General features: G+C 66.0%; 21 protein-coding genes and 1 tRNA gene. 5 read left to right on the top strand and 17 right to left on the bottom strand.

What is annotated here, in order from left to right; translation table 11 throughout:
- Window positions 1–469: 469 nt before the first annotated feature.
- Window positions 470–4,030, bottom strand: a complete 3,561-nt coding sequence (locus DEJ46_RS21820) for a DEAD/DEAH box helicase (RefSeq protein WP_190622809.1) — start codon at window positions 4,028–4,030, stop codon at window positions 470–472.
- A 34-nt stretch (window positions 4,031–4,064) separates the two neighbouring features.
- A complete protein-coding gene (locus DEJ46_RS21815) occupies window positions 4,065–7,001 on the bottom strand; it encodes a DUF1156 domain-containing protein (RefSeq protein WP_190622807.1) in 2,937 nt (978 codons plus the stop codon).
- Between the two features lie 121 nt (window positions 7,002–7,122).
- Here DEJ46_RS21815 and DEJ46_RS21810 point away from each other — a divergent pair, with 121 nt between their 5' ends.
- The gene (locus tag DEJ46_RS21810) at window positions 7,123–7,461 is read left to right on the top strand and encodes a hypothetical protein (RefSeq protein ID WP_150268850.1); all 339 of its coding nucleotides are present in this window, start codon (window positions 7,123–7,125) and stop codon (window positions 7,459–7,461) included.
- 23 nt (window positions 7,462–7,484) lie between these two features.
- Here the strand turns inward: DEJ46_RS21810 and DEJ46_RS21805 are convergent, their stop codons facing one another.
- From DEJ46_RS21805 to DEJ46_RS21770, 8 genes are all read right to left on the bottom strand, one after another.
- Window positions 7,485–10,493 (bottom strand): DUF499 domain-containing protein, encoded by a 3,009-nt coding sequence (locus tag DEJ46_RS21805; RefSeq protein WP_190622806.1) that lies wholly within the window; start codon window positions 10,491–10,493, stop codon window positions 7,485–7,487.
- Window positions 10,494–10,719: 226 nt separating this feature from the next.
- The gene (locus DEJ46_RS21800; RefSeq protein WP_150268846.1) at window positions 10,720–11,250 is read right to left on the bottom strand and encodes an ATP-binding protein; all 531 of its coding nucleotides are present in this window, start codon (window positions 11,248–11,250) and stop codon (window positions 10,720–10,722) included.
- A gap of 118 nt (window positions 11,251–11,368) precedes the next feature.
- Window positions 11,369–12,106 carry a class I SAM-dependent methyltransferase gene (locus DEJ46_RS21795; RefSeq protein ID WP_150268844.1) on the bottom strand — a complete coding sequence of 246 codons (738 nt, stop codon included), beginning with the start codon at window positions 12,104–12,106 and terminating at the stop codon, window positions 11,369–11,371.
- 61 nt (window positions 12,107–12,167) lie between these two features.
- Window positions 12,168–13,562 carry a hypothetical protein gene (locus DEJ46_RS21790; RefSeq protein ID WP_150268842.1) on the bottom strand — a complete coding sequence of 465 codons (1,395 nt, stop codon included), beginning with the start codon at window positions 13,560–13,562 and terminating at the stop codon, window positions 12,168–12,170.
- Window positions 13,563–13,564: 2 nt separating this feature from the next.
- On the bottom strand, window positions 13,565–14,329 hold the full coding sequence (locus DEJ46_RS21785; RefSeq protein WP_150268840.1) for a hypothetical protein: 765 nt from the start codon (window positions 14,327–14,329) through the stop codon (window positions 13,565–13,567).
- Between the two features lie 39 nt (window positions 14,330–14,368).
- Entirely contained in the window at window positions 14,369–14,953 is a 585-nt protein-coding gene (locus DEJ46_RS21780; protein WP_150268838.1) for a hypothetical protein, read from the bottom strand.
- 158 nt (window positions 14,954–15,111) lie between these two features.
- A complete protein-coding gene (locus DEJ46_RS21775; protein WP_150268835.1) occupies window positions 15,112–15,411 on the bottom strand; it encodes a hypothetical protein in 300 nt (99 codons plus the stop codon).
- A gap of 80 nt (window positions 15,412–15,491) precedes the next feature.
- On the bottom strand, window positions 15,492–16,001 hold the full coding sequence (locus DEJ46_RS21770) for a nucleoside-diphosphate kinase (RefSeq protein WP_150268833.1): 510 nt from the start codon (window positions 15,999–16,001) through the stop codon (window positions 15,492–15,494).
- Window positions 16,002–16,408: 407 nt separating this feature from the next.
- Between DEJ46_RS21770 and DEJ46_RS21765 the strand changes: the two genes are divergently transcribed.
- Complete coding sequence (locus tag DEJ46_RS21765) at window positions 16,409–17,068, top strand: NUDIX hydrolase (RefSeq protein ID WP_150268831.1); 660 nt, start codon at window positions 16,409–16,411, stop codon at window positions 17,066–17,068.
- Entirely contained in the window at window positions 17,065–17,478 is a 414-nt protein-coding gene (locus tag DEJ46_RS21760; protein ID WP_150268830.1) for an NUDIX hydrolase, read from the top strand. Before DEJ46_RS21765 ends, DEJ46_RS21760 begins: the two co-directional genes overlap by 4 nt.
- Window positions 17,479–17,542: 64 nt before the next feature.
- Here DEJ46_RS21760 and DEJ46_RS21755 read toward each other — a convergent pair whose 3' ends face one another.
- From DEJ46_RS21755 to DEJ46_RS21730, 6 genes are all read right to left on the bottom strand, one after another.
- Window positions 17,543–18,013: a hypothetical protein gene (locus tag DEJ46_RS21755; protein WP_150268828.1), complete on the bottom strand. Its 471-nt coding sequence runs from the start codon at window positions 18,011–18,013 to the stop codon at window positions 17,543–17,545.
- A gap of 438 nt (window positions 18,014–18,451) precedes the next feature.
- Window positions 18,452–20,167, bottom strand: coding sequence for a relaxase/mobilization nuclease domain-containing protein (locus tag DEJ46_RS21750; protein ID WP_150268826.1), 1,716 nt, complete (start codon window positions 20,165–20,167; stop codon window positions 18,452–18,454).
- Window positions 20,164–20,724, bottom strand: a complete 561-nt coding sequence (locus DEJ46_RS21745) for a MobC family plasmid mobilization relaxosome protein (RefSeq protein ID WP_150268824.1) — start codon at window positions 20,722–20,724, stop codon at window positions 20,164–20,166. The genes DEJ46_RS21750 and DEJ46_RS21745 overlap by 4 nt, the downstream gene beginning before the upstream one ends.
- Before the next feature lie 323 nt (window positions 20,725–21,047).
- The gene (locus DEJ46_RS39230; RefSeq protein WP_190622804.1) at window positions 21,048–21,740 is read right to left on the bottom strand and encodes a DUF2637 domain-containing protein; all 693 of its coding nucleotides are present in this window, start codon (window positions 21,738–21,740) and stop codon (window positions 21,048–21,050) included.
- A 348-nt stretch (window positions 21,741–22,088) separates the two neighbouring features.
- Entirely contained in the window at window positions 22,089–23,414 is a 1,326-nt protein-coding gene (locus tag DEJ46_RS21735) for a DUF3631 domain-containing protein (RefSeq protein ID WP_150268822.1), read from the bottom strand.
- A 223-nt stretch (window positions 23,415–23,637) separates the two neighbouring features.
- Complete coding sequence (locus DEJ46_RS21730; RefSeq protein ID WP_223835487.1) at window positions 23,638–23,853, bottom strand: hypothetical protein; 216 nt, start codon at window positions 23,851–23,853, stop codon at window positions 23,638–23,640.
- A gap of 109 nt (window positions 23,854–23,962) precedes the next feature.
- Between DEJ46_RS21730 and DEJ46_RS21725 the strand changes: the two genes are divergently transcribed.
- Both DEJ46_RS21725 and DEJ46_RS21720 read left to right on the top strand, forming a co-directional pair.
- Window positions 23,963–24,646: a helix-turn-helix domain-containing protein gene (locus DEJ46_RS21725; protein ID WP_150268820.1), complete on the top strand. Its 684-nt coding sequence runs from the start codon at window positions 23,963–23,965 to the stop codon at window positions 24,644–24,646.
- Complete coding sequence (locus DEJ46_RS21720; RefSeq protein WP_150268818.1) at window positions 24,643–26,253, top strand: tyrosine-type recombinase/integrase; 1,611 nt, start codon at window positions 24,643–24,645, stop codon at window positions 26,251–26,253. Before DEJ46_RS21725 ends, DEJ46_RS21720 begins: the two co-directional genes overlap by 4 nt.
- A gap of 122 nt (window positions 26,254–26,375) precedes the next feature.
- Here DEJ46_RS21720 and DEJ46_RS21715 read toward each other — a convergent pair.
- A tRNA-Thr gene (locus DEJ46_RS21715) sits at window positions 26,376–26,449 on the bottom strand.
- Between the last annotated feature and the right edge of the window lie 102 nt (window positions 26,450–26,551).

Here is a 26,551-nt window from a genome sequence, read left to right as displayed (position 1 = left end):
TCAGTTTGGACTAGACCAATGAGCCAAGCAAGGGGCCCCGACACCGCTCCGGGGGCCGCAGCCGCACCCGGGCATGAAAAAACCCCAGGTCACGGCGAGTGAGTCCTGGGGTAATTCCGAGCCGCCTTCGGGATTCGAACCCGAGACCTACGCATTACGAGGGCCCGCAAGATCATCCCGGGTGGTGCTGGGCGGTGCCGCTCAATCCCGTTTCCCCAGATCAGAGGCGTCTGACCTTGATCACCATGACGCCGTGTCCACCCTAGTGCCACCCAGTCCGCTCACGCAGCGCTCACGCTTCGGTATCAGGGCACGATCTCCCCCCAGCCCACTGTCTACCGAACCGTCGCGAGCAGCCTGCCTTCCTTATGTCGGCGTCTACCCAACAGAGGTCCCGCGAGCTGGGGTCGACTGGCCAGGCGATCAGCGCGCGCCCACCGCCCACAGCAATGCCCTGCCACGCCTTCCCTTACAACCCAAGGAATGTGGCCCGCATCAAGGTCATCAACCCACCCAGCTCAAGCCCGAGCTTGCGACGCAGTTCGTCCCAAGCCTCTGTCGAGATCGGTTCCCTCTGACTGCCTAGACGGGCGGGAATCAGTCGGGCAAGCGGCACGTTCAACTTGGCACGCATCGCTTCCGCGTAACCCCACATCGACGTTCTGTCCGTGTTCAGGGCATGCCAGACGGTCAGCGGGTCAACACTGGCACCACTCTCGTATCGCGCTGCCGCACAACCAGCTGCCAGCGCCTCGTGAACAAGGACGATGAACTTCGCGCGGATGCCTTCCAACGCCTGTTGCCGACGAGTGTCGGTGAGGGCATTTTCGTACGACTGTTGCCTTCCAATGGCTTCGAGCCGAATGGTGTTAGCTGTCTCTTCAGCCTCACCACGTGCAGCCGCCGCTCCGAGATTGTCAATGTCCTTCAGCCCTTGCACCACGGTGGGCGGAGTGCGGTCAGCCCTTACGGCAACACTCGGCCATGCCCCGTCACCGGTGATGACCAGCGCGCTGTCGTCAGGAAGATTTCCCCCCGCCCTACGGGCGAGCACCTCGGACAAGGCTGGGTGGCCATACGTCGCCAGAGCTGTCCAGCTCTCCCCGTCACGCGATGCCCGCGCGGGGTCAGACGTGACGGGGCGGCCGGCCTTGTCGAGTACGGCACCGAAGCGTTCGAAGAGGACCTCGCGGAGGTCCTCCAAGGCAACAGGGGAGGGAGCGTGCTCGGGTAGCGGCATCGCATCCTCCGCACCGAAGCCGACACCTTCCTGTCGCACGAAGTCGATCTGATCGACCAGCTCGCGGATCGCTTGTTGCTGAGCCGATGCCCTCTCGCTCCTGGGCGCCTTGAAGATCGCCTGAAATGCGCGCTCGGTGGCGCCGAGAATGGGTTGAAGCTGACCGAGCAGCTGACGAAAGTCGTCGATCCGTCCAGCGAGAGCAGCGTAGACGTCTTGCTCAACGGTGTTGGGTACAAAGTAGCTTCGGATGTGGACCACATCGCGCGCTTGACCGAGACGATCCACGCGGCCGATGCGCTGTTCAACTCGCATCGGGTTCCACGGCATGTCGTAGTTGATGAGGAAACTGCACGCCTGGAGGTTGAGGCCCTCGCTTGCCGCGTCGTTGGCCAGCAGGACAGTCACGCGGCCGGAGCGCACAGCATCGACGAGGTCCCGTTTGGAGATGTCAACCCAGCCTTCGTGATCACGGAAGACCTGCCCGCCCTGCCCAGTGAAGGTGGCCAGCTGTGATCTATAGGCTCCAACAAGCCTGTCACGGAGACTCAGAAGCGTGTCCGTGTATTGGGTGAAGACGATCGTTGAGTGCCCACGCCCTCGGGCAGCGTCCAAATCGGAGCGCAACCGGTCAAATTTCGAGTCTGGCACGTTCTTCATCCGGCTGATGTACCCCCGGATGTCCTCTATCTCCGTCGGTGTCAGTGGCAGTGCCTGAGAGTCGTTGACCTGGTGCCCATCTCCGGTCTCCAGTCCAGCGTCGCTCCACGCCTCCTCAAGGTCTTCTGCCGCTTGATCATCGTCGAGGGCCAGGGCCTCGCGATTGAGCCGTTTCGTCAACGTCGATTGGATCGCTGCCCAGGACGAAGTCAGCCGCCGGCGGTATACGGTCAATACGAAGCCGGCGCCGCGTTTACTTCCATGTACGGACATGAGCCGGTCGATGAGGTCGTCCAGCTCGTCATAGAGTTCCTGCTCCTCTTGGGTGAAGGGCACAACAACCGGCTGAGTGTCCCGATCAGCAAGGTTCTCCGTGAGAAGGCCCCGATCGCGATACATCTTCAACGTCTCACGACTGTGGCGGGTGACGAACTGCCCCACAGGACTGAGCAAAGACAACCACTCCCGCAGCGCGGCCAGTCCGCTGGGTGTCAGCTCCTGGACAATCTCTTCCCCAGATAGGTCACCCGTGCCGAACTTCTCGATGCGGGCCGCAGCTACCGGTCCCACTTGGCTTCGGATCCCCTGAAGGACCACTTCCTCTGCCGCTGTACGCGGTAGCCGAGGCGTATCGCGCAGCGTCTGGTCCAGCCATGCCCAGGCCGTCTTTCGGTCCTTTGGACCGTCGCCTTTGGCCACTTCGCGGAAGTACTTTTCAAATGCCTGCGGGTTTGCCAAAGGACCCTGCAGACCCACGTGGATAAGTAGGTCTCGCAGCTCGATCGGGGCGACCTGCATGGGTGTCGCTGTCAGCAACCAGAGCGCCTTGGCCACCCCTCGTTGTGTGATGCGATCGAGCAGTTCGAGCAGGCGACCCGGGCGGTATTCATCCTCATCAATGTGAGTGCGGCGAGCGTGGTGCGCCTCATCCACAATCACGAGGTCATACGGCCCGGCCGCAAGAAGGCGCTCCTGCTCGGCTGGCCGGCGCGCAAGGTGGCTGGAGGCGATCAGTACCGGCTCAGACTCCCACGGATTCACCCCCGGTACGACACTCCGCACATCATCAGGGTGCGCGCCAAAGATCTTGCCGCCTTCAAGGCGGGGAACCCAAAGACCGAACTTCTCGAAGAGCTCGTCCTGCCACTGCCGACAGACGTTCGCGGGGGCCAGGATCAGGGCACGCCGCACGCGCTTCGACAGCACGAGTCGGCGCAATGACATGCCAGCTGAGATCGTCTTACCGAGACCGACTTCGTCGGCGAGCAGCCAGGAGCGAGGGTAGAGACCGGCAAGCCGTTCAACCACCTGCTGCTGATGCGGGAAGAGTGTCAGTCCCGTCGTTGCCACTGGAAGAGCCTCTGCACCCACGAGAGCCGGAGCCACCTGCAGAAAGCGAGCGACTGCAGCATCATCGCCCATAGGTTCTGGCTCTTCCGGATCCCTCTCCCCTGGCATCACGTCCGGCGCCATGCTCAACAGGCGCTCCGACGCGGCATCCGGCAACGCGTACACCTTGAAGCCAGCCATGCGGCCAGCCCAATGCTCCTCATACTTCAGAGCCCAATGACTGAAGTACGTTGCCGCTTCAGTCCACGATGGATAAACAGAGAACGACTCGAAGTTGCGGGTCCAGGCTTGGGCGGACTCGTTTACCGATCCCTGGAAGGCAACACCATCGCCGGCCGCGTCCCGCAGAACCCCGATTTTCTCGTGGAAGTACGGGTCCATGCTGCCGCCGACGAGAGGCGTCCCATCGTGGTCAACTGGGATTGCGATCCGTACATCTAGGCGTCCCGCCTTCGCCAGCCAGGCGAGCACCTCAAGGCGACGTCGATCCACTTCGGACTCAGTAACCAAAGCATCCGCGAGTTTCTTGGCGAACGCCGGGCCGATCTCGGCCCGACCGAGAAGGGCGTCCCGGTCCCCCGAACTGACCTCAGCACCGCACAGCAGCCGCACGCGGCCGCCACTATTGATGAAGCGGGACAAACCGCGCGCAGCAACGCTCAGGGAAGAGGAACGAAAATACCCGACCGAGCGGTCGTAGTGCACCGACCGTGACAGTGCCGGGATGTAGAAAGCCTCCAGCACTCGATCGCTGGAGTCATAACCCGGCTTGAGGTCCAAGCCCCTCAATCCCGGCGGCGACGTAACACTGATTTCAGACATCGAATCCGAAGGTCTGCTGCTCGTGCTGCAAGACAGGGTGCACCTCGTCGGCCGGCGGCTCAATGTGATCGAACAGTGCCGCTCGGAGGCTGTCCAGGATTCGCGCCTCCGGCCGGGAAAAAGCGCCCTTCTCTTTGACGCGAGGAATTGCGTAGAGGGCTGCACGAACCACCTCAGTGAGAGTGGAATCGTCAGCCAGACCTGTGCGGTTCAGCCAAGCCTTCGCTGCGCCGAGACCATCTGAGTCGTACAGCGCCATCAGAGCATGCAGCCGATCGAGCCACGTCCCAAGCTCCGCAGCATCCGGGTCAAGCGCACCCGCTGTGACTCGCTGCGCCGGCGTGAGAAGGGTAACGCTTCCGCTCGACGCCTTGACCACCTTGTCCCTCTTAGCAAGATCATCGAGCTCAAGGTGAGTCGCGATTGAGAGCTTTCTTGCTTCGTCATACGGGAATTCCGCAGCAGCGAAGTCGCTCCAGGCGAGCAAGTACCAGTCAGTGACCCGGTCGAAGTCGATATCCCGACCTCCCAGAAGCTCCCGCTTCTTGAGCGAGGCAACCTTCTCGCGGGCCAAATCGAGCGCCGCGTCGGGCCGCAAGACCTCCGGGTTACCGTCACCATCCAATTCACCGGTGTAAACGGGCCAACGATTGGACAGCACCGAAAGGACCGGACCATATGTTGCGATCGTGAGGTCGACTCCGGTCATCCCCTGCGCAGCAAATCGCGTTACGGAATCTTCTGCAGCTCGCTCCACATCGCGTCGGATATCCGACCAGTAAGCGGGTTCGCTATTCACCCGCTTCCGACATCCCAGGAAAATTGAAGATTTCGCCGAGTTCTTCTTGGCCTGATGAAGGGAGTTCTCGCTCTCTGTATGGACTGGCCACGACGAGTTGATAGAGAAGCCAGAATCCAGAAGCGCCGAGCCAAGGGTGTCCCAGGCGGAAATCTTCTTGTGCGTGAACATGACTGTCATCACACCGTCAGACTTCAATACTCGGTGAGCCTCACGAAACGACTGCTTCATCAACTCTTCGTATCGGTCATCAGCCAATTTAGCCGCCGTCTTGACGTCTGACTTCTTGCGACCGCGTCGAACAGGTGGCGCCATATCCTTGAATAGGTAGGGATTGGCCACGGCCTCGGAGACCTTGTCTGTCGAGACCAAATTGGTAAACTGCGGCCACGTGTCCCTAAGCGCTCGCCTAAGCCACACATAGAAGTAGTCGGACAGCTCCGCATACATCACGTTATCCGAATAGGGAGGGTCGGTGACGATGAGGTCTACGGATCCACTCTTCAGTGGCAGCTGTGCAGCAGATCCACTTATGATCTCAATCTTTCCGCCGTCCCGAGACGAGTCGAATCGATCCCCGCCGGAAATGAGACGAGCAGTTCCTTCATAAGTGCGCCGAATTTGATCAATCGCCCAGTCCGGCAGCGAATGTGCCGCATCGAGCTCAGCAAACGACATCTTGAATGAGAGGTCATGCTGACTGAATGTGTTCGCCGTAACTTGGCGCAATGAGTGCCAGACGCTCATCCGACTGTTGTAGTTCAGGCACTTACTGATCGCGAACGCGAGATAGAGTCCGAGCGCCTTCGCGTACGGCTCACCAATCTCTTCTCTCGCCTCTGCGACAATCTTCTGGGTCTCTTCGAGCGCAGTCAGGTTTGCCAGTAGCTGCCGTGGAGTGAACATGTCCGACCAGCGGGTAAGTCCCATGCGGCGCGGTTCGGAAGTCTTCCATCCATCCGGAATCTCGTCTGTGGGCGCGAGATCGGAGATCTCCCAACCAGGGAGGCGGTCCGAGAGCTCCCTCTCCGCAGCCTGGACAGCAGCTAGATCATCGCTCGTCGGCACGCGGAACCTTCGCCCCTTGACCCCGCTACGGGTGGTTGCCAGAGCCAGGAGTTGCTGGCCAAGGTGCCCTGATTGCGCCATCTCCTGAATATATTCGCCGGAGAATGTTTCGCCAGTCCAGATACTGGTCGCTGTGCCATTCTTATATGTAGCTCTGCTTCCGGGAGTCGCAGCAGCACTGCCCTCTACGATTCTCGGCTTTACTGTCCCTTTCTCGTGGTCGATCTCCAGGTCTACGGCGACCTTAAGGCCGGATGCGGGGCGAGCGAGCCAATAGTTTGGCGACAGTGGCGTTGGGCGGCCGGTCGTAGGACAAGGAACGGTGTGCGCCCAAACGTAGGCGACCACCGTTTCCCCACCCTGTAGAGGATAGAATTCTTCGAGCCTCTTACGCACACGGCCAGCCCAACGGTTGCCCCAGGCGCTAATAACCTGCGTGAATTCGACCCCGAGGTCGGCAGGAAGAGCCACCGTGCCTTCAAGGATCGCGGATGCCACTGGGTTCAACTCATTGGCGTACGTATCGAATCCATATCGCACTGCCTCAAACGGGATACTCCCTCCTCCGGAGAACATATCCAGGAGAGTCGTTTCCTCGGATCCGGTTTTGCTGCGCAACCCAGAAAGTCGCGAAATTCGCTCAAGATTCTCACGGCCTGGGCTTTCCGTGAACGCCCGCGGATACCCGTATCCGTTCCCTGGAAGCTTAATGCCGGCCTCTTTAGCTGCCGCAATTGCCTTCCGTGAAGAAACGGGATCACCAACGATTCCCAAGCACATCAGGAACCATGCATGGTATTCCTTCTCTCCGCCGGGAAATTCGTTCTGCAAGCCGGCGAGGACGCGCGCGCAGTCCTCATCCTTTTCCGCTTCACCAGGCGTCGGCCAGGCCGGTAGCGCAGAAGCAACCACAGCCGCGCGGCTGGCAATGTGAGGACGCCGAGCCCACCAGACGTGCAACGCAAAAGTCGGCGGCAAAGCCGTGAAGGTCCCGGTTTCCCTAACGCTTTCGGCGCCAATAGACGCTGAAGGCAACCACTGCTCGATAAGGCTCCGGGTCACCGTCTGGCCTCCCACTGTGTCTGCACGGCGGATCCGTCCGCTGCGCCCTGATCTGCTCTTTTGGTGCTCAGGGTCACCTGCGCTTACCTCCATCGAGGAGGATGCGTAGCGCCTTGAGCCCATGACGATGCTGGACCTGCGCATGCCAGTAGGTCGCTTCCTCTCGACTCATCGCAGCGACCCCTGCGGCAATGTCAATGATCCGGTCCGTTCGGCGAAGTGGCTTCACAGCACGCAGCAGCAACTCTGCGTGTGCGCCGAGCATGGGATCGAGTACCACCGGCTTGGGTGCGTTCCAGTCTCGCCCCCGCAGTCCGGCACTACGCAGGACATCCTGGAGAGGTGCCGCGATGTGTGTGGCGCGACCGCCATTTACATGGATGGCTCGATGACCGCCATCGAGATCATCTGCGGCGACATCAACTGCAACGATGCGGCCATCCTCATCGCGGGAAATTAGGCAGGTGTATTGCTCGGCTCGGCTCATCCGTCACTCTCAGTGCGCATCGAAATCCTGCACTTGGTCGGACCAGTATCGCGCGCGGCCTGCGCGAAGCGTTCCACCACGTCGCCGGACAATGGCAGCGGGTCGGCGAAGGCAGCGGTTACTGAAGCCTTGAGCACGGACTCACGCGGTCCAAGCAACTGCTTGAGAGCTTCTCGGAGCGGAGCGTAGTCCCTGGGTGTCCCCACATAGGAGATTTTTGCCGTGTGCATCTGGCCGTCACCTAGGGTGACGACCACATCCACATCGTAAGTCAGGTCGGCTCCCAAGGTTGCCGGTGGGATGATCGAATGGAGTCGCAACAGCTCAGGGCCCGCTCCGGCGCCCAGGTGGTCAACCTCGATCTTCAATTCCACCAGGCTTTCCCGCTGCGTATCCGCGGCTGCGCTGCGTGCCTGTGCAAAGGCGCTCCCGGCCGCGCCTGCGGCGGTGAACACAGTGGGCTTGGCCGATTGGAGGCCCAGCTGGGTGCCACCACCTGAAGAACCGTTCAGTGTCTCATCGGGGCAACCACGACCAGGATGGACGGTGTCACAGAGAGGGCACGCCTGCTCGACAGGCGCCGGAGCTGAGCCGGGCGGGTGCAGGAGGACATCTGCCGCTAGCCGAATGCTCGCACCTGGGTGCTCCTTGGTTGCCCAACCATCGTCGCCACGGTCCGGGTCTTGGTACTCCCACACACCGTTGCGGACGCCGGCACTGATCAGGGAGACCAGTTGGGCCCGGTCAAATACCATCTTGAGATCAGGGCGCCTGGCGAATGCCTTGACCAGCTCTTCAGTCGGCTGAGGCCGGTTCATCAGGTCGCCGAGCTTGCTCTTGATGTGTGCCGGATCAATTGCCTTGTCGCCGGCGCGAAGCGTCTTCTCCATTGCAGCGAGACGGCTCAAGATCGCATCGGTCTGGTTGGGCCATACCGATGATGTAGTGACCTGATCGAGCTGCACTGCCTCAAGACCTTGGCTCGTCGGCACATAAAGCGCGTTTACATGGTTACAGACCGCAACCCTTGCCATGAGCGCTGATTCCTTGGCCTTGTCCTTCAGCTCGCCGCGCTTTTCAGGGGTCAGAGCGTTCAGCGTGTCTGCGCTCGTGGAGAGCTCTTCGAGGGCGAGGTGAGTCTTCACAGCACGGACCATCGCATCATGCGTGCCCAGTGACGGTGCCAGCACCACCAGTCGATTGCGGTACTCGCGAACCCCGCCGGACGGAGTGCGCTCCCACAGTTCCTGGATCTTGGGAGGGATAGCGCCGTGAGGGTCAACGCCGCGCGGGTCACCGAAGTCGTCCCAGTGCATTACGACCAGCCACGCATCCTCGGCATTGTCTGGGACCTTCGCGTCATCCCAGTGCCGTCGGACCTTGAGCGTACTGTCGCGGAACTGTTCGGTCAGGATCCTCGTGGCCTTGGTGCGCGCCTTGGTCACGCTTATCTCGCTCTCGGCCTCCTGGATCAGCTTCACCAGGGACGCCTCAGTCGAGAAGCGGTACCCGCGCACATCTGCGTGCAGGTACCAACAGGCAGACTCGAGACCATCGAGCGCCTTCTGCAGCAGGTTGGCGTCGTCTCCAGGGACAAGCGTTGCGCCGAAGAGCTCGGGAGGCTGCACACCCGGCACATCACGCGTGAGGGAGTAGAGGTAGACCGCAGCTGCAAGACGCCGCCCGTAGGGCGCGCCCATCCGCTCGTCGACCCGCTCAGCGTGCGACAACTCCGCGCCAGCCTGGGATGCGATGTCTGCCCGAATCACAGGCTCGAACTGTGGTCGCTCCAGCCGACTGGAGAGCTCCTCAGCGATAACCCGTTCCGTCAGATCGATGTGGTGCGGGTGAATCAAGTAGGTGTTATCCGGTTGCTGAGCCCAGAGACGACGCACAACACGGGCAAGCAGCCGCAGCGCACCGCGGGTGCGCTGGAAGTTCGGGATCGTAGACAAGCGCTTGTCCAAGATCCGGATGAGGGCGGGATGGAACGGATACGTTCGCGCAACCTCTGATGCCCAGCCGCTGCCAACCATGCCCTCCGGGAGATCCAGGCCACTGGCATACGCAGCGTCGGCGGCCTCCGCATACGCCTGAGCGGCGGACGCCGCGGCGCTACCGCTCTCGCGCTGCTTGAAGAGACGACGCGCAAGGATCTTCGGGAGATCGGGTTCCTCACTGGGGCGGAGGACTAGCTCCTTGCGCGCCATGAGCGAACGCGCCTCGTTTATGGCCTCAAGCACATCGCTCGTCGCGTCGCCGAATGCATCAGTCACCCCGGTGGTTGTAATCACCAATGCCGCATGGGGCAGACCATCAACCGCCTCCATGAGCGCCATCAGGAAGGCCGTGGTCTGGCTGGCGAGCGTTGTTTCGCCGACTCGCACCCCCTTGGCGACGTGGTAGTAGCGAGCGATCTCATCGATGAGGAGCAGCGAGGGGCGGTCCCCCAGCATCCGCTTGATCGCATCGGAGCCCGGCGCAGTGAGCGCCTCGTCGTCTGCTCGAACGAACTCGTACCCAGCAGCCCCACCGATCTGAAGTGCTAGGTATCCCCAGACAGTACGGGGAGTGACGCCGGCGACCTCAGGGAAACTCTGCGCGCCGGTGCTGGTACCGACGAATACCCCTACTTGATCTACGGGCTCGCCCGGGAGGAGTGAGGCGTCCATGAACTCTGCCGCGTGACCTACATCGAGTCGTCCTCGGGCCGCATGGAACAGCGCGATGAGGTTGTGGGTCTTACCGCCTCCGAGGTTGGTCTCCAGACGGATCACGCTGGCGCCGTCCGGCTTGCCACCGCCGATACGCCCCAGGACCTCGTTAAGCAATGACTTCAGGCCAGCTGATGGGAAGGTGGCCGCGAAGAAGTGCCCTGCGTCGGCGTAAGTGTCCGGGGCCGTACCTGCGACGACCTCCTCGAGCGACGCTGCAAAGCGCGACTCTGTGAGTTCGCCAGCCAGCACGTCATCGCGCGGCTCGACCGCCCGGAACAAGCTCTCCACGTTTCTCCCCTTCGCCGCCTTCTCCTCACAGTATCCGTGAGCGTCGAAAGCGAAGGGGCCAATCTGTCCTGATCCGCAGAACAGACGCGAGGTGACATGGCAGGGCAGCGCGTCCAGACGACCATCACGGCTCCCTCGAAGGCTGACGGGCCGCCGTTCGGCGCAGGTCCTCATGCCCGAGCCGGACGAGCCGCGGATTCCCATCCGGCAGTGGACGCGTTGCGTTCTACAGCTCGCGTAGGCCGGTTAGGACTCGCCCGATGAGCATCGGGGCGGCTTGCCGGCCACCGCTGGCTGGCTCGCCCAGGGCGCTGTTGGGGCGAGCGGGAATCTCTGCCCAGACGATTTTCCCGGGGTGTGGCTGTGTGGGGAAGTAGCCCCAGCGGCTGGACATGGCCTGGATGAGGACGAGTCCGCGCCCCCCGATGGCTCTGGCGTCATGGGCGCGGGGCGCCGGCGGTCGCGGGTCGGGATCGCTGACCGCGAGGATGATGCCGCCGTCGGTGGGCCAGAGCCTGAGAACGATCGTGCCGACACCCAGGGGTCCGGCGGCGGCCGCTTCAGACGTCTCCGTGGGTCGCGCGTGCTCGATCGCGTTGGTGGCCAGCTCCGAAATAAGGAGGCGGGCGACTTCGATGCCCTCGTCGGGGAAGCGCCAGCGCTGGAGGATGTCGACGGTGTGGCGGCGGGCCCATGCGACGGCGTTGGGGGTGGCGGCGAGGGTCAGCTCGCTGGTGGACGGGGGGACCTGGTTCATGCGGGTGGCTCCCTCGGCGGTGTGGCCGGGCGGGTGCGTGGCGCCGTGGTGGGTGGAGGCCCGCGAGTCCGGGGCGGCTAGGGACGGGGCGTCCCGGACTCGCGGGCTGCTTGAGGGGCTACTTCGTGGCGACGACGTAGACGCTGCCCCAGCGGCGCTTCGGGTTGGCCATGGTGGGGTCGAACGTCCAGGGCTCGACGGTGGTGAAGCCGGCCTCGGTGAAGAGCTGGACGAGCTTCTCGTGGTCGTAGGCCCACAGGTGCGGGGTGTACGTGGGGTCGTCGTCCTGGTCGCGGAAGACGAGGTTGACGAGGTCGAGCCGTGTGTTGACGTGGCCGCGGCAGTCGCGCTTGGCGTACCAGCGTTCGATCGTCTCGTCAGTGGTGTCCAGGGGGCCGGGGTACTGGCTCAGGGCGAAGGCGGCGTCGGGGACGCCGGTGATGATCCGGCCGCCCTGCGCGAGGACCCGGTGGGCCTCGCGGACGTACTGCTTGGCCGAACGCGGGTAGTCGATGTGCTCCAGGAAGTGCTCGGCGAAGATCTCTTCGACGCTGTCGTCCTGGAGGGGTACGCCCTCGCGGATGTCCCAGAGCAGGTCGGCCGGCGGGACGAGGTCGATATTGAAGAAGCCGTCGATGCGGTGGGCTCCGCCGCCGATCTGCACATTGGCGGGCTTGTCGTCGATCCGGCCGTTGGGCCAGGCGCGGCGGCTGGAGTGGTGGTAGCGGTGGAGTTCGATCTCCTTGGCGGCGGCCCGGAGGGTACGGGCGAGGCCGTGGGTGGTGGCGGGGTCGGCGAGGACGGAGGCGATCTGCTCGCCGAGGAGGTCGACGGAGGGCATGCCGGAGGGACTCATCACGGGTCTCCTACGTGTGAGGTTGCTCGGGGTGTAGTGGGCCGCAGGCGGCGGCGGTGGATCAGGCAGCGCTGGGCGCGGGGGCGGTCCACTGGTTGTTGCGCATGAGGGTGTACTTGATGTCCACCAGGCGCGGGGCGATGGTCAGCGAGAGCTCCTCGGCCGCGTGGAGGTGGCCGGCATCGTCCTGCTCGGCGCGCCAGACGCGGTAGTCGAGGTTGGGGTAGGCCGGGTTGATGCCGATCTCGCCCTTGGGCATCGTGCCGTTGAACGGGGCGACGATGTCCATGTGGTTCCAGTAGTTCCAGGCTTGCAGCGCCTTGTGCTGGTCGAAGTAGAAGTAGAAGTCGGGGTAGCGGCCGAAGGTGCGCAGTTCCCGGTGGATCAGGTGGCCAAGCAGAGGGCCGAGCTGGGTGGCCAGGGAGTCGAACTCCCAGCGCGTGTGGTGCCAGGCTTCGGGGGCATCGCCGGGCGCGAAGAGGCGCGCGGCGACGAGGTAACTGATCCGCTCCACCAGGTATGAGCTGGCGTGAATGGTGTCGATAGTCGGGTCGACCCGGTGGAGGAGCGCGGCCAGCTGCTTCGGTCGGGGTCGGAACCTCGCCAGGTCGAACTTGCCGGCCATGGCGGGGAAGGAGGCGAACAGCATCTCCTTGTACAGCCAGTTGTTCAGCTCGCCGAGCTCGGCCAGACGCTGCGTGTGGTGCGAGGTCGAGTGGAGCATCAGGTACTCGGCGACCGCTTCGAAGTACAGGTAGCCGAGGATCGGCAGGCGGGGGATCGTCTCGTCGAGCAGCCGGAGGTACGGCTCGGCGTCGACGCGGGTGCCCTGGTAGGCCACGGTCGCCGCGGTGGCGAGGAACGAGGCCGAGTTCTTGACGCGGCCGACGACGGTCTCGCGCAGCTGGTACCGCTCGTTCTTGCTCAGCAGGTATTCGAGGTGGCTGTAGATCTGCAGGTGGATGAGTCCCAGCCGCAGGTAGTCCACTCCGGCGAGTCCGCGGTATGCCTGCGGCGGGGTGTCGATCTCGAAGATCAACGGCGTGGGGACGCGGTCGGTGACGCCGAGCTTGGCCAGGAAGGCCGGCGCTTCCTTGGTCAGGACGTACGAGCCCAGGTTGTGCATACGGAAGCCCTGGTCGGTCGCGGTGAGCGGCGCGCAGTAGATGCTTCCGACGAGGCAGCCGCCCGACGGGTAGAGCACGCCCTGCCGGCTGATCTCCTCCAGGGCGTGGGTGACGTGCAACAGGTGCAGCTTGCCGTTTCCGCTGAGCGCGTCGAAGAGGGCGTTCTGCCGAAGCAGATGGCCGTTCGGGGTCTCCTCGGCCAGCCGCCGGTCCCAGTCCGCGGCCTGGGCGGCGAGCGGGTCGGTGTGGCTGGCGGGGCTGGGGATGAGGGTGGAGTCGAAGAAGGCGTGGGCATCGGCCCACAGGTGGTAGGCGTCGACGAAGTCCATGGTCAGGCCAGGCCCTTCTCGGCGAGTGCGTAGCGGACGGCCTCGGTGCCGTTGGCCCCGGCGAGGTAGGCCCGCTCGGAGACCAGGACGAGGTCGAAGGCGAGGCCGCGCGCCTGGTCAAAGGCGGGCTCGCGGACGTACCGGGCGTCCGGCCACCACTTCAGCTTCGGCAGGCGGTAGCGGTCCAGGGCGTCGGCGGCCTTGACCACATCGGTGATGCGCTCAGCGCGGGCGTGGTCGGTCCGGTCGTCGGTGCTGAACGCCTCGTACGGAACGTCGTGCAGACGGACGGCGGTGGCCGCCTGGATGATCCGCTTCGGCGTGGCGGTGAGGCCGAAGTGCGCCCAGACGGTGTCGGCGTTCGCCGCGAGCCAGATGGCCGCGCGGTCGCCGTGTCCTCGATCGTCCTTGTCGTTGTGTCGCTGGCAGTCGTGGACGGCGGCGGCGATGATCGCCGTGGTGGTGTCGGCGGCGTCCAGGCCGTTCGTCTCCGCGAGGACGGCGGCCAGCGCCGCCGTCCTCATGGCGTGTCGGACGCCGTGGAGCGAGGTGTACAGCCGCGGGTCGGTCCACCACCGGGTGGGCAGCCCGCCGCGCAACAGGAGTTCCCGCGACAGCGGGCGCAAGGCCAGCTGCGGCGCCTGCGGGAGGTCGGGTCTGTTGTCGTCGATCCACGCGATGGTGGCCTGGTCCATGTGTTGGTGGAGCGGCAGCCGCCCTCGGGCAGCCAGGTCGATCAGACTTGCGGTCAACGGGGTCGTGCTCATTCGTGCCCACCCCCTTGGTGGTCTCCGCGGTGATGTTCCCTACCGGATCGGCGCGGCCTGCTGCTCGCGCTCCTTGCGGTCCTTCTCGGCGGCCTCGAAGGCAGCGGTGAAGTCGGCCAGCTCCTGCTCCGTCATCAGGGTCACGCCGAGCGCCGTGGCGACATCCGTGATCTCGGCCTCCGCCTCGGCGCGGGCCGCGTCCGAGGCGTCGTCCTCCAGCAGCACCTCGAACTCGGCGTGGTAGCCCCACGCCTCGCTCCACTTGACCGCGATCTCGACCCCGTCGAAGCGGAAGTTGTGGCGGAAGTTGAACGCCTCGTGCATCGTCGTCTCGAAGCCGAGGGCGTTGAACACCTTCACCGCGGCGGGGACGTCGGCGGGTGCGATGGCGAACTCGGTCTCCGCGAAGGCCGCGCCCTGTCCGATCTTGCTTCCCTTGAGGGTGATCTTGGCGGTGCCGGCGGCGGTGTTGTCGGTGACCTTCAGGAGCTGGTCGGGGAGCACGTAGAAGTAGATGTGCTTGTCGTCGGGGCCCAGGTCCTCTCCGTCCTCCTTCAGACGGGTGACGAGCAGGTCGTGAGCTTCCTTGGTGAAGCGGGCACGCATCTCGATCTCGACGGCCACGGGGCTGCTGCCTCCTTGTTTCAGGCATGGCGAAGCCAGCCGGACCCTGCCGTGAGGGGCCTGTCCGGTCGGGCGATCGCTATGGGGTTGGTGGTGGAACGCGGGGTGATGCGGCCGATGCGGGTGCCGGCCGCATCACCCCTGTGGATCTGCGGGTGTCAGCCGAGGGCGCCGAAGCGCTCCTGGACGACGCCCGAGTGCAGGTAGGTCGGCAGCTGGATGCCGCCCACCGACGTACGGCCGGTGGCGACCTGCTCCTCCGTCTCGCTGGGGAAGCCCTCCAGCAGACGCAGGCACTGCTGGGCCCATTCCTGCGACGCGGGCCAGTCGCCCAGGTCGCGGTGGCGCACTGCAAGGGCGTACGCGGTCTCGGTGGCCGCCCACCGGTCGGTCGCCAGCTCACGCTGGAAGATCGACTCCAGCTCGTCGGTGGAGGCCAGGCGGGTCTGGTTGGTCATGGTGCCCTCTCGGATCAAACAGTCGTGCCCCAGTGGTGATCAACGCCCCGGCGTCCCTGCGGTGACGCCGTGACCCGCTGCTAGTACGTGTAGATCTCGGCCAGCGTCTTGTAGTCCTGCAGCTCGTCCTTGTCGAACCACAGCTCCACCTCCTGCTTCGCTTCCTCCGCGTTGCCGGAGGCGTGCACGAGGTTCGCGACCGCCTTGCCCGACGCGGTGCTGGCCGCGGCGCTGTAGTGCGAGAAGTCGCCCCGTACCGTGCCGGCCGGAGCCTGGTTCGGGTACGTGCTGCCGACGATCTTGCGGACGGTGGCGATCGCGTCGAAGCCCTCCAGCACCAGGGCGATGACCGGCCCCTGCTGCATGAACGTCGCCGCGACGCCGTAGACCTCCGAGCCCAGCCGTTCCTCAAGGTTGAAGTAGTGCTTGCGGGTGAGCTCCTCGTCCATCCACTTCATCTTGGTACCGACGATCTTCAGCGCGGCATCCTCGAATCGAGTGATGACCCTTCCCGCCAGGCCACGCGCCAGCGCATCGGGCTTGAGCAGGACGAGCGTGCGCTCGACAGTGTGTGCCTGAACCTCGGCCATTGACTCCCTTTCGCCTTGCTAGCAACCGAACATGACGGACGATCAGCCGTCACTTGCTGAGGTTACCGGCGCTGACGGGGCGGTTCGGGCGTACGGGCAATGCCCCGGACGGGCGAACGTCGGCCAAGGTGCGGCCGATCAGCCCATCGAGAGTTCCGATTCGGCCAACTTCTCTGTCTCCACTATCCGCTGGAGGTACGCACCTAGAATCTCCCTGTGGTCGTCTGGCGCTCTCGCGCCTCTCATACGCCTCCCAGGGACTGAGCCTTACGCGGGTAATTCCTTGGCCCCTGGTGACTCCGATTCTTCCGGGGCTCTCCTCGCGTGACCATGAAGTGCCAGTGCAGTGGGAGTGCACTTTCGGCGCGCGGATTCCTGCACCGGGGCGGCGACGAGGGGGCAGACTTGTGGACGTGATCGAGCGCTGGAGCGGCCGGTACGCCTGCCTGCTGCAGTCCGCCCTACGACTCGGGAACGAACAGTTCGCCGCTCACCTCGGCATCGCCGTGAGGACTGTGGCCACTTGGCACTCCGACGCGTCCGTCGTGCCTCGCAGGGAGATGCAGCAGCTCCTCGACACGGCCCATGAGCAGGCTCCTCCGGCTGCGCGACAGCGCTTCGCGCTCCTACTGGCGAAGGAACAGGCCCCAGCGGACTCGACACCGCCAGGAGCACAGGCGCTGCGGGTGGCCATCGCAGTGGTCGTCCGCGACAGCGATGTCCTCCTGGTGTGCCGACGGGACGACGACGCCGCCGGAATCACCTGGCAGTTCCCGGCCGGCGTCATCAAGCCGGGCGGCAAGGCGGAGACCACCACCGTGCGGGAGACCTTGGACGAGACGGGTGTCCACTGCGCGGTCCGGCATCACCTCGGGAACCGCCTTCACCCCGTAACCGGAGTGCTGTGCGAGTACTTCCTCTGCGAATACCTGGCCGGCGAGGCCACCAACAGCGACGCGGCCGAGAACATCGACGTCATGTGGGTCCCGAGAAAAGCGGTGCCTCGCTTCATCCCCGTCGATACGATCTTCCCACCCATCCTGGCCGTCCTGGAGGAGCAGACGTGACGAACCAGAACACGGACGAGCGCCCGGGCATCGCCGCAGCCATCGTCGTGAATGAGGGACGCGTGCTGATGGTGCGCCGCCGGGTCAGCGAGGGACAGCTCTCCTGGCAGTTCCCGGCTGGCGAGGTCGAGCCTGGCGAAGCCCGCGAGGACGCCGCTGTGCGGGAAACCCAGGAGGAGACCGCGCTGACCGTGGCGGCCGTGAAGCTGCTCGGCGAGCGCGTCCACCCGAAGACGGGCCGGCTGATGTCGTACACCGCGTGCGAGGTGTTGGGCGGAACGGCCCACGTCGCGGACACCGAGGAGCTGGCCGAACTGGCTTGGGTCGCCCATGGCGAGATCCCGGAGTACGTGCCGTACGGACTGTTCGAGCCGGTGCAGGAGTACCTGGACGCGGCTCTGTCTTCCTGAGCGGCCTCGGGACCAGGGCTCACCCAGGCAGGAGAACGTGGGGTCACGCTGTCGCGGCTGCTGATCAAGGGCGAGATGTCCCTGGTGGGATCTTCTCCAGAATGGTCCAGCTCCACGAGCGCCCGTTGGTCACCAGAGTGGTGTCGTCGGCAATGCGCCATCCAGTCATCCATCGGCCACCACCGTGGTTGCGTGCCCGGCAGGAGCAGGTACACACGTAGCCAAGGGCATTCATGCAGCGATGGTTGCACTTCTCGGAGCGATTGAACTCCCGGCCGAGCAGGATGCGGCCGTGCTGCTGCACAAGGGTGCCTGCCACTTCGATGAAGTGGTCCGTGGACACGGCCCAGGAGTCATTGTCTCTTTCCCACTCCGGCCTGGCTCGGCCGTGCACGTAGTCGTGCACGAACTGCTCGTGCCTCTGCCAGCTGCGCTTGGGGATCCAGTAGCCGGTACGGCCCCGGGCCGGGAGAGTGACGATGGGTGCATCGATATCGCCCCACAGCGGGATCCACGACGGCCTCGGCACAGGCACCTCCCGGATCGTGCTGCGGCGGGGCCGTGGCGCGGAAGGAGAGGTGCTGGGACTGCCGATTCGGTAGAGCGGTGTCTGGGGTGCCCCCGGCTGATAGCGCTGCTTCGCAGACTCTGGGCACAGTCCAGTTCCCAAGCCCCCGCGAGGGTGGGCAAGCACTTTGCCCGTACGTCGATCTATCCGTATGACGCCGCCACAGAGCTGACACCGTCCCTTCTCCGTGGGGGAAGTGGGCAAGGCATTCCCTTCACGCAAGGTCTGAACGCTCGTACGGATTAAGCACCTTGGGACTCGGCGGGCCCAGCCTAGAGATGTTTCTCTTCGCTGGACATCGAGTTGGCAATGTCGGGTGCACTTCTACCCCTCACGCCCCGAGGCGTCTTCGGCATGTGTCAGGGGATCCACTGACCGTGACCTACGGCGCGACGGGATATGTCTCTATCGCCTGCGATGAGACTGGTAGGCGCCGGGGACGCCAGCCTTCGCAGGGGCCTGGGATGTCTTGGGATGCTGAGCCGCGACATGGGCAAACGCAGCCGAACGGCGGCGGGCGGCTTCGGCGCGGGGGTTGGGGGCGGGGTTGCGGCTGGCGTGCTGGATGCGGGTGATCAGGACGCGGGCGGGTTGGCGGGCGGTGGTGAGTTCACGCTGGGCGGCGGCCTCCTTGAGGAGCTGGTGGGGTTTGTGACCACCGGCTTCGGCGTCGGCGAGGACGGTGGCGAGGGCCGGCCAGGCGGGGTCGGTGAGAATGCGGTCGGCATGGTCGGGGACGGCGGCCCGTACGTCGTTGGTGAGGGTCCGGCGGGCCTGCTCGCTCGGCCGGCGGGTGGCGAGGCTGCCGACGACGGGCATGAGAGCGCGGTCGGCGGCGTTCTGGAGGTGGTGGAGGGCCTGGCGGGCGGCTTCGGTCTGGTGGGCGTGGTTCTTCGCCTCGTGCCAGCGGGCGGCGACGACCGTTGCCCAGACGAGGGTGGCCAGCAGGGTCGCCAGGGCGCTGCCGTCGGGGCCAGTGGCGGTGTGGGCGATGTCGCGGGCGGCCTTGCGCAGGGTGTGGGCAGCCTGATTCTCGGCTCGGATCTGGGAGCGCTGAGCGCGTGCGAATGCCCTTGATGCTGCTCGAAGTTCGGCGTGGAGGTGAGCGGGGGCTTTCTGGGCGGTGGCTTCGATCAGGTCGCCGAGCGCGGTGATGTGGGCCTGGGCGTGGGTGTCGTCGGCCATGCCGGTATGGAGGGTGTCGAGGGCGTCGGTGGCCTGGTGCCAGGAGGTGGCAGGTTGGTCGCGGCGGGCGGTGGGGTGCTCCTCCGGCGCGGTGGTTTCGAGGCGGGACTTGAGTTTGGGGAGGGTGAGGTCGGGGGCGATCTTTCCGCCGGGGTGGAAGATCTGTTCGCCGTCCTTGTTGAGGTCGCCGGGGCGGCCGACGGCATAGCCGAGGAGGTCTCCGGATGGTCCGCGGCGGGGTTTGACCGCGATGCCGTCGGCTTCGAGGTAGGCGAGGAGTTCCTCGGCGTTGCTGGCGTGGGGGATGGCGGCGCGGATGCGGTCCTGGAGCCAGTCGCGGCTGGTCTGCTCCCAGCCGAGGCGTTCGGCCTTGTGCATCTCTGCCTGGGTGGGCCGGCGTCCAGCGGTGCGGTCGCCCTTCTTCAGCTGGCGGAGGCCGTAGTCCTTCTCGATCTGGCGGCAAGCGTCGCCGACGCGGATGCCGCTGTCGTGGAGCTTCGGGCGGCGGCCGTCTTCGCGGACGGTGGTGGCGAGGATGTGGGTGTGGTCGTCTGCATGGCGTACGGCGATCCAGCGGCAGGCCAGGTCGTCGCCGGGCGGAGCGATGCCGGCGGCTTCGACGATCCGCTGGGCGATCTCGGCCCATTCGGCGTCGGAGAGGTGGCGGTCTTCGGGGGCGGTGCGGACGGGGCAGTGCCAGACGAGGTCGGTGACCTTCTTGCCGAACTCGCTGTTCCGAAGGTGGACGGGCTCGTCGAGGTGGCGGGCGAGCTGGGTGAGGGTCGCTTCCTGGTCGCGGCCGGGGTCGGGCATGCCGAGCGTGGCGAAGCCGGCGACGATGTGCGGGTCGGTGTGCTCGTCGTGGCGGCCGGGGCCGTAGAGGTAGGCGAGCAGTCCACGGGTGTTGGACCCGGCCGGTTTGATGGCGGCGATCACGCGGCCAGGTCCTTCCTGGTGGTGTCCGGTTCACGTAGGGCCTCGGCGATCAGTTCCAGCAGGTGGTGGAGCTCGTCGAGGCGGTGACGGGTGTCGGGTGGGGCGAGGTCGCTGTTGAGGGCGCGGGCGATCTGGTTGACGTTGACGCCGATGCGGTTGAGCTCGCGCAGCACCTGTGCGCGAAACATGTGGGTGCGGCGACGGTCCTCGGACATCGGCAGGTTCGCGGTGAACCGACCGGATACGAACGCGAGGACGATGTCGGCGGCGAAGCCGGATTCCCCCCTGTAGCCGTGCTCGGCAGCGGCCTCTTGGAGGTTGGTGTGCTCGTCGCCGGTGAACCGCAGCGGGCCGACACGGACGGTCCGCTTGGTTCCGTTGAAACGGCGGATCGCCGGCTGGACGCTCTGCACCGCTCGCTCACCGGCCGTCGGCCCGGCGGCGGGTGTGGGGCGGAGGATCTGCTGCTGGACGGCGTGGAGCTCGTCCGGGTCGGGGCCGCCCTCGGCCCCGACCTCCTGGTCCGGCGCCCCCTGGCGTCGGACCGTCTCCGCCACCCCCGGGGCGGAGACCCCCGAAGACCGGCCTTGAGTCGGACTCGGGGTACTACTGGCTCCGCCAGGGGCTGCCCGTCCGAACGCCTGCCGCAAACGGTCCATGAACCTAGGCGACTTCGGCTGGAGGGACGCCGTGTCGGTACTGGTAGTGGCGTCGTCGTGAGAGTCACGGGGCACAGGCGTTCTCCGATGCGCGGGACGGAAGCGGATGTCGGGGGCGCGTGTGCGTATCCACAGGAGCGGCCCCCAGCGTGTGGATGAGGCCGTGGTCGGGGTGGTCGGAAGGGTTCCGACCACCCCACCCGGGCGCAGGGTTCGGAAGGTCAGGAGGTTTCGGAAGCGGCCTTCGCCTCGGCCCGGAGGATGTTCATGACCTCGGTCAGTCGCTTGCCGGCCATGCCGAGCCCCTGGGCTTGCACGGCCGTGCGTACAACCGCTCGGGACAGCTCGCCCTGCTCGGTGGCAGCGGCGCGGCCTATTTCGACCAGGTCCTCCAGCGAGGCGTCCGGTGGACGTCCGCCTCGCCGCTTGGCCTCCGTATCCCCGGCCGGCTGTTCCGGAGCCTCGATCGTGGTCTCGCGGGTGATCAGGATGTGGAGGTGGACCGCTCCGGCCAGGGCGAGCGGCGCGATGGTGGAGAGGACGCCCACGGTGGCGTCGCCCAGGTACAGGCCGTCGGATGTGACCTGTTGGTTGAGGCGGAGAGCGTGCAGGGCGTTCGCCCAGATGCTCGCCGTGGTCGCTGTTCCGAACAGGGTCCATACGTAGAGGCGGGCCCGGAACGGGGCGGTGCGCAGGACGATGAGGGCTCGTACCCCGTAGGCGATGAACCCGTCGATCACGAGCGGGAAGAGGTAGGTGAGGAACCCGCGGATGTGGATGGCGACGGCCATCTGCTGAAGCGCGTCGTACGAGAGCGCGCAGGCGGCAGCGCCGAGGGCGAGGATCGCGGCGCGGTCCCAGCCGGTCGCCTGGTGGGCTGTCCGGTGGTGGGCGGGTATGGCAGGGGTGCTCAAGCGGGAAGCTCCTGTGGTGGTGGCGTGATGCGTCTTGGGCGTCTTGGCCGTTGCAAGCGCAGGTCAGGGCCGGTACGGCAGGCCCGGTCGGCGTCCGTCCTGGCCGTGTCCCGGTGGAGACGGCGCGGGTCGGCCCTCCGTCTTGGCCTCATGGCCGGTGACCTGCGGCGATACGGCACGTACGCGTGGGACGTCACGAGACGCATGCGGGCGACGTACCGGCGGCCTGCGCGGGCGGGTGCGATCGTGTTGCCGTCTTGGGCCCGGCTACCGTCTTGCGCCTATGCCGTTTGACCTGCGGAATCACGGCAGGGACGGCAAGGACGGCAACCTGGGGGTGGGGCGGGGTCAGCCCTGCGGGTGGGTGGGTGCGGCCTCGACCGGGTGGACGGTCGGGCAGTAGCGGCGCCAGGCGTCGAGGAACTTGTTGCGCATGTAGCCCTTGCGCTGGGTTCCGTCGACGATGCGGACGTTTCCGGGCTTGATGCCGAACTGCCGGAGCATCGAGCCGAGGTCACGCGGGCTGAGCCCGCTGCGCCCCCACTCGGCCCACGGGCTCTCCGGATCCTGGCGCAGGTGGTGGATCAGCTCCTCCGTGGAGAGGCTGTCGACCTCGCGCTGCGAGGCGAAGACGCGCCGGATGTCGGCCAGGATGCGGGCCCCGCTGGGGTGGTCCTCCTCGGCCGCCGCCTCGGAGGCGACCATCTGCTCGCACGCGGTGCGGGCGCGACGCGGCCAGGTGCCGGCGGCGAGGTCGGCGACGATGACGAGGGGTTCCCAGGTGTCGGCTGCCCGGTCCTCGACCGGCATCGCCGGTTCCAGGTCGGCGGCCTCGTCCACCAGGGGACCCGCCCAGGCGGCGATGCGGTCGCGCAGGCCGTGCAGGGCGGGGATGTCCCGCCGCGACCGGAAGGGCCGGACGCTCTCGCCTTCCGCTCGGCGGCGCATGCGGATGACCACCGACCGGTCCATGATCGTGTCGGGCAGGTCGCCGATCCCGGCGATGGCCGCCATGGCGAAGGTGGCGAACCGGTGGGGCGTGTGATCGTTTCCGACCACACGGGTCACGTACCGGTTGCGCTGGTGGCCGGCGTTCAGCAGGCCACGCATCTCTTCGTTCTTCTCGGCCTGCTTGGGCGTGCCGAAGATCGTGTCCGCCTCATCCACGAGGAGCGTGGGCGGCTCCTCAGTGATCGAGCGGAAGACCGCCGCCGGCGTGGTGTTGATCGTGAGCATCGGCTCGTGGACCGTCTCGGTCAGCACGTCCAGCAGCCGGGACTTGCCGCACCGCTTCGCCGGCCCCACCACCGCCAGACGTGGGGCGTGCTGCCACGCGGGCTGGAGATGCGTCGCCGCCACCCACAAGGTGGCCGCGTCGAGCGCCTGCTCGGAGGGCAGGATCACGAACTTCGATATCTGCGCACGCAGTTCGTCCAACAGCTCGGATCCGTGCGTCGGCTCCGGATCCGGCCGTTCATTTTCTGAACGCCGCTCGGGGTCGGGGTCGGGCCGTTCATTTTCTGAACACCGCTCGTCGAGCGGTGAGGTCGGTGCCGGATCGCCGCCGTCCTGGCCGGTCTCGGCTGTGGTCCGGCCCGGCTGTCCGGGCACGGCGACCGGCGGCCACTCTGTCTTGCCCTGGTCGGAATAGGGCTCGGGCATCGCAGGTTGCACTGGGCAGCTCCTCTTCTCGCGTCGCCAGGCATGCTGGCCCGGCGCGCGGGGTCGTTCGTGGGATTACGGGCGGGGGGTCGATGAGCCTCCGGCGTTGCCTCGCCGGAGGCTCTCTCGCTTCCCGAGCGGGGCGAGGGAACACGGACCGTACGTCCACGCCCGGCAACAGTCCAGCGATTCTGTGTCAGCTCAGCGCAGAACCGTCTGCTACCTTCCTTCGCCCTCAAGCGGCGAGCCCCAACAGACTGAGCAGGTCCGCCGTCACTACGCGGTACGCCTTGCCCAAGCGCAGGACCTTGCACGGGTACTCGCCTCGCTTGGCCAGCTCGTAGCCCTTGCTCCGCCCGAGCCCCAGCGCGCGGTTGCCCGTGTCCAGGTCAACGGCAACTGGAAGGGCCAGCAGTTCCTCGCGAGTCATGCCCCTCGCCTGCTCGGCCATCGCCTCATCGCGCACACAGCGCTCCTCTCGTCACAGCCCTCGGCGAACATGCCCAACACGTCCGGCTCCAGGCGGATAGGAACCATCATGAGCGAGCTACTGTGTCTTCATGACACAACGCGGTTTCGATGATGAAGAGGACGACGACTTCCCGGAGTGGGTGGACCGGATCAAGGCCAACGTGGCCGGCGAGGTCCGGCGACGGAGAAAGGAGATGGGATGGAGCGCACAGGACCTGGCCGACCAGTGCGAGAGGCTCGGGCACCCGATCCCGCGCAACGTGATCGCCAACATGGAGTCCGGACGCCGGGCCAACCTTCCGCTGGTGGACGTCATCGTCCTGGCCGCCGCCCTGGAGACGTACCCGGTCTGCCTGATCTTCCCGGTCGGGTACGTCGATCAGACCCAGGAACTCCCGTTCCAGAGGCTCGTCCCCACCTGGGACGCACTACGGCGCTTCACTGGCGAACAGGAAGTGCCCGAACGCCACGCTGGCATGGTCCCCGACTTCGAGCTTCACGCCAGACTCACGCGCACCGCGCTCGCCGCGCTCGAAGAGGAAGAACGGGCACGGTTCGCCGCCAAAACGGCCACCAGCCGCGCCCAGCAGGAAGAAGCCGAACGCAGGCGGACCGAATACGCCGACCAGGCCATCTCCGCCAAGTACAACCTCCGCCACCTCCGCCGGGACATCCGCGACGAGGGAGCCACCCCACCCGACCTGCCATCCGCACTGGGCGATGTCGACCCGCCCGAAACCGACCCCAACACCACACCGGAGGAAAGCCTTTGAAGGGCTCCACCTACCGCCGCTGCTCCTGCCGTGACCCGAAGTCCGGCAAGGAGCTCGGCTCCGCCTGCCCGAAGCGCAACAGCAGGAACCACTGCACCTACTCCATACGCCAGGAGCTGCCTCCCCGCGAGGACGGCAGCCGACGATCCTTCGCCCGTGGTGGGTACAGCAGCCTGAAGGCCGCCCAGGCCGACCTCGACCACGTACGTGCTCTCCTGGGGCTCGTCGAGGCTGACGACCCTGAGGGCATCCAGCTGGTCGCGGAGATGCTCGCGGAGGTCAGCGGCGAGAAGCTGCCCCTGCCGGACGTGGAGGAGACCCGGCGCCGGCTCAGGGCCGGCCAGGATCTCATCGGCAGTCTGACCGTGGCCGAGTGGCTGGACCGGTGGCTCGCCGGCAAGCGCATCCGAAAGTCGGGCATCAGCCGGTACGAGACCGACGTCCGGGTGCACCTGAAGCCGCACATCGGCCACCGGCGTCTCGACCGGCTGCGCGTCAGCCACCTCAGCGACATGTTCACCGCCATCACCGACGCCAACGCCGAGATCCTCGAGCAGAACGCCCAGCGGCGAGCGGCGGTCGATGAGTTGGCGACCGTCCCGTGGAAGGGCGTGGCGAACCGCGCCCGCCGCAAGGCGATGAAGGCCGCGATCGACGCGATGCCGCCCTTCCGCCGCGTCACCGGTCCCGCCACGCGTCAGCACATCAAGGCCACGCTCCGCGCGGCCTTGAACGACGCGATCGGGCAGCAGATCATCACGTTCAACCCGGCGGCCCATGTCGAGATCGATCCGGTGCGTAAGCCGAAGGCGCTCGTATGGACAGACGAGCGGGTCGCCAAGTGGGAACAGACCGGCGAGAAGCCGTCCCCCGTGATGGTCTGGACGCCGGAACACACGGGCGCCTTCCTCGACTTCGTCACCGATGACCGGCTGTACGCGATGTGGCACCTGATCGCCTTCCGCGGCCTGCGGCGCGGGGAGGCGTGCGGGCAGCCCTGGTCGGAGACCAACCTCGACCGGCATTCCCTCACCGTTACCGGCCAGCTCGTCCAGGACGGCTGGGAGGTCGAAGCATCGGAGCCGAAAACCGACAGCGGCTTCCGGGTGGTCGCGCTCGATGACGACACCGTCGACGTCCTGGAGCGGCACCGCAAGCAGCAGGCAGCCGACCGCGCGGAGTGGGGGCCGGCCTGGGTGAACACCGGACTCGTCTTCACCCAGGAGGACGGCTCCTGGCTCCACCCGGGCAAGGTCACCGACCTCTTCGAGCGCCTCGTCGCCGCCTCTGGCCTCCCGCCGATCCGGCTGCACGATCTCCGGCACGGCGCGGCCACGCTCATGCTGGCCGCCGACATCGACATCAAGATCGTGTCTGACACGCTCGGGCACAGCGACACCCGGATCACGCGTGACATCTACCAGAGCGTGCTCCCCCACGTCGGCAAGAGCGCCGCCGAGGCCACCGCGAAGCTCGTCCCGCTGCAGCGCAAGGCCGAGCAAGAAGCGCAGGTCCACCAGGCTGCCAAGGAGGCGAAGAAGGCCCAGAAGGCGAAGGCCAAGCGGAAGAAGAAGGCCAAGGCCAAGAAGGGCGCGAAGAAGGGCTGACGGCCCCTCCGCTCACGCATCGCTCACGCACGGGATTCCGAGCCTCAGCCGACGCATGCCCACTCAGGTAAAGGGCATGAAAAAACCCCAGGTCACGGCGAGTGAGTCCTGGGGTAATTCCGAGCCGCCTTCGGGATTCGAACCCGAGACCTACGCATTACGAGTGCGTTGCTCTGGCCAGCTGAGCTAAGGCGGCTTGCCGTGCAGACCCATCGTGGGTGCAGCAGCGCGGCCAAGTCTACACAGTTTCCGGGGGTGCTCCGACCACCCCCGGATCCCGCCCGGATCGGACCCGGAT

The organism is Streptomyces venezuelae, assembly GCF_008642375.1.
Lineage (GTDB): Bacteria > Actinomycetota > Actinomycetes > Streptomycetales > Streptomycetaceae > Streptomyces > Streptomyces venezuelae_G.
The sequence above is the reverse complement of the archived record's forward strand: the minus strand, read 5'-3'. Positions and strand labels throughout refer to the sequence as shown.

Coding starts and splice junctions, on each gene's coding strand:
- DEJ46_RS21810 (WP_150268850.1), top strand. CDS start 7,123: ATGACGATGCTGGACCTGCGCATGCCAGTAGGTCGCTTCCTCTCGACT.
- DEJ46_RS21800 (WP_150268846.1), bottom strand. CDS start 11,250: ATGAACCAGGTCCCCCCGTCCACCAGCGAGCTGACCCTCGCCGCCACC.
- DEJ46_RS21795 (WP_150268844.1), bottom strand. CDS start 12,106: ATGAGTCCCTCCGGCATGCCCTCCGTCGACCTCCTCGGCGAGCAGATC.
- DEJ46_RS21790 (WP_150268842.1), bottom strand. CDS start 13,562: ATGGACTTCGTCGACGCCTACCACCTGTGGGCCGATGCCCACGCCTTC.
- DEJ46_RS21785 (WP_150268840.1), bottom strand. CDS start 14,329: ATGAGCACGACCCCGTTGACCGCAAGTCTGATCGACCTGGCTGCCCGA.
- DEJ46_RS21775 (WP_150268835.1), bottom strand. CDS start 15,411: ATGACCAACCAGACCCGCCTGGCCTCCACCGACGAGCTGGAGTCGATC.
- DEJ46_RS21770 (WP_150268833.1), bottom strand. CDS start 16,001: ATGGCCGAGGTTCAGGCACACACTGTCGAGCGCACGCTCGTCCTGCTC.
- DEJ46_RS21730 (WP_223835487.1), bottom strand. CDS start 23,853: ATGGCCGAGCAGGCGAGGGGCATGACTCGCGAGGAACTGCTGGCCCTT.
- DEJ46_RS21725 (WP_150268820.1), top strand. CDS start 23,963: ATGACACAACGCGGTTTCGATGATGAAGAGGACGACGACTTCCCGGAG.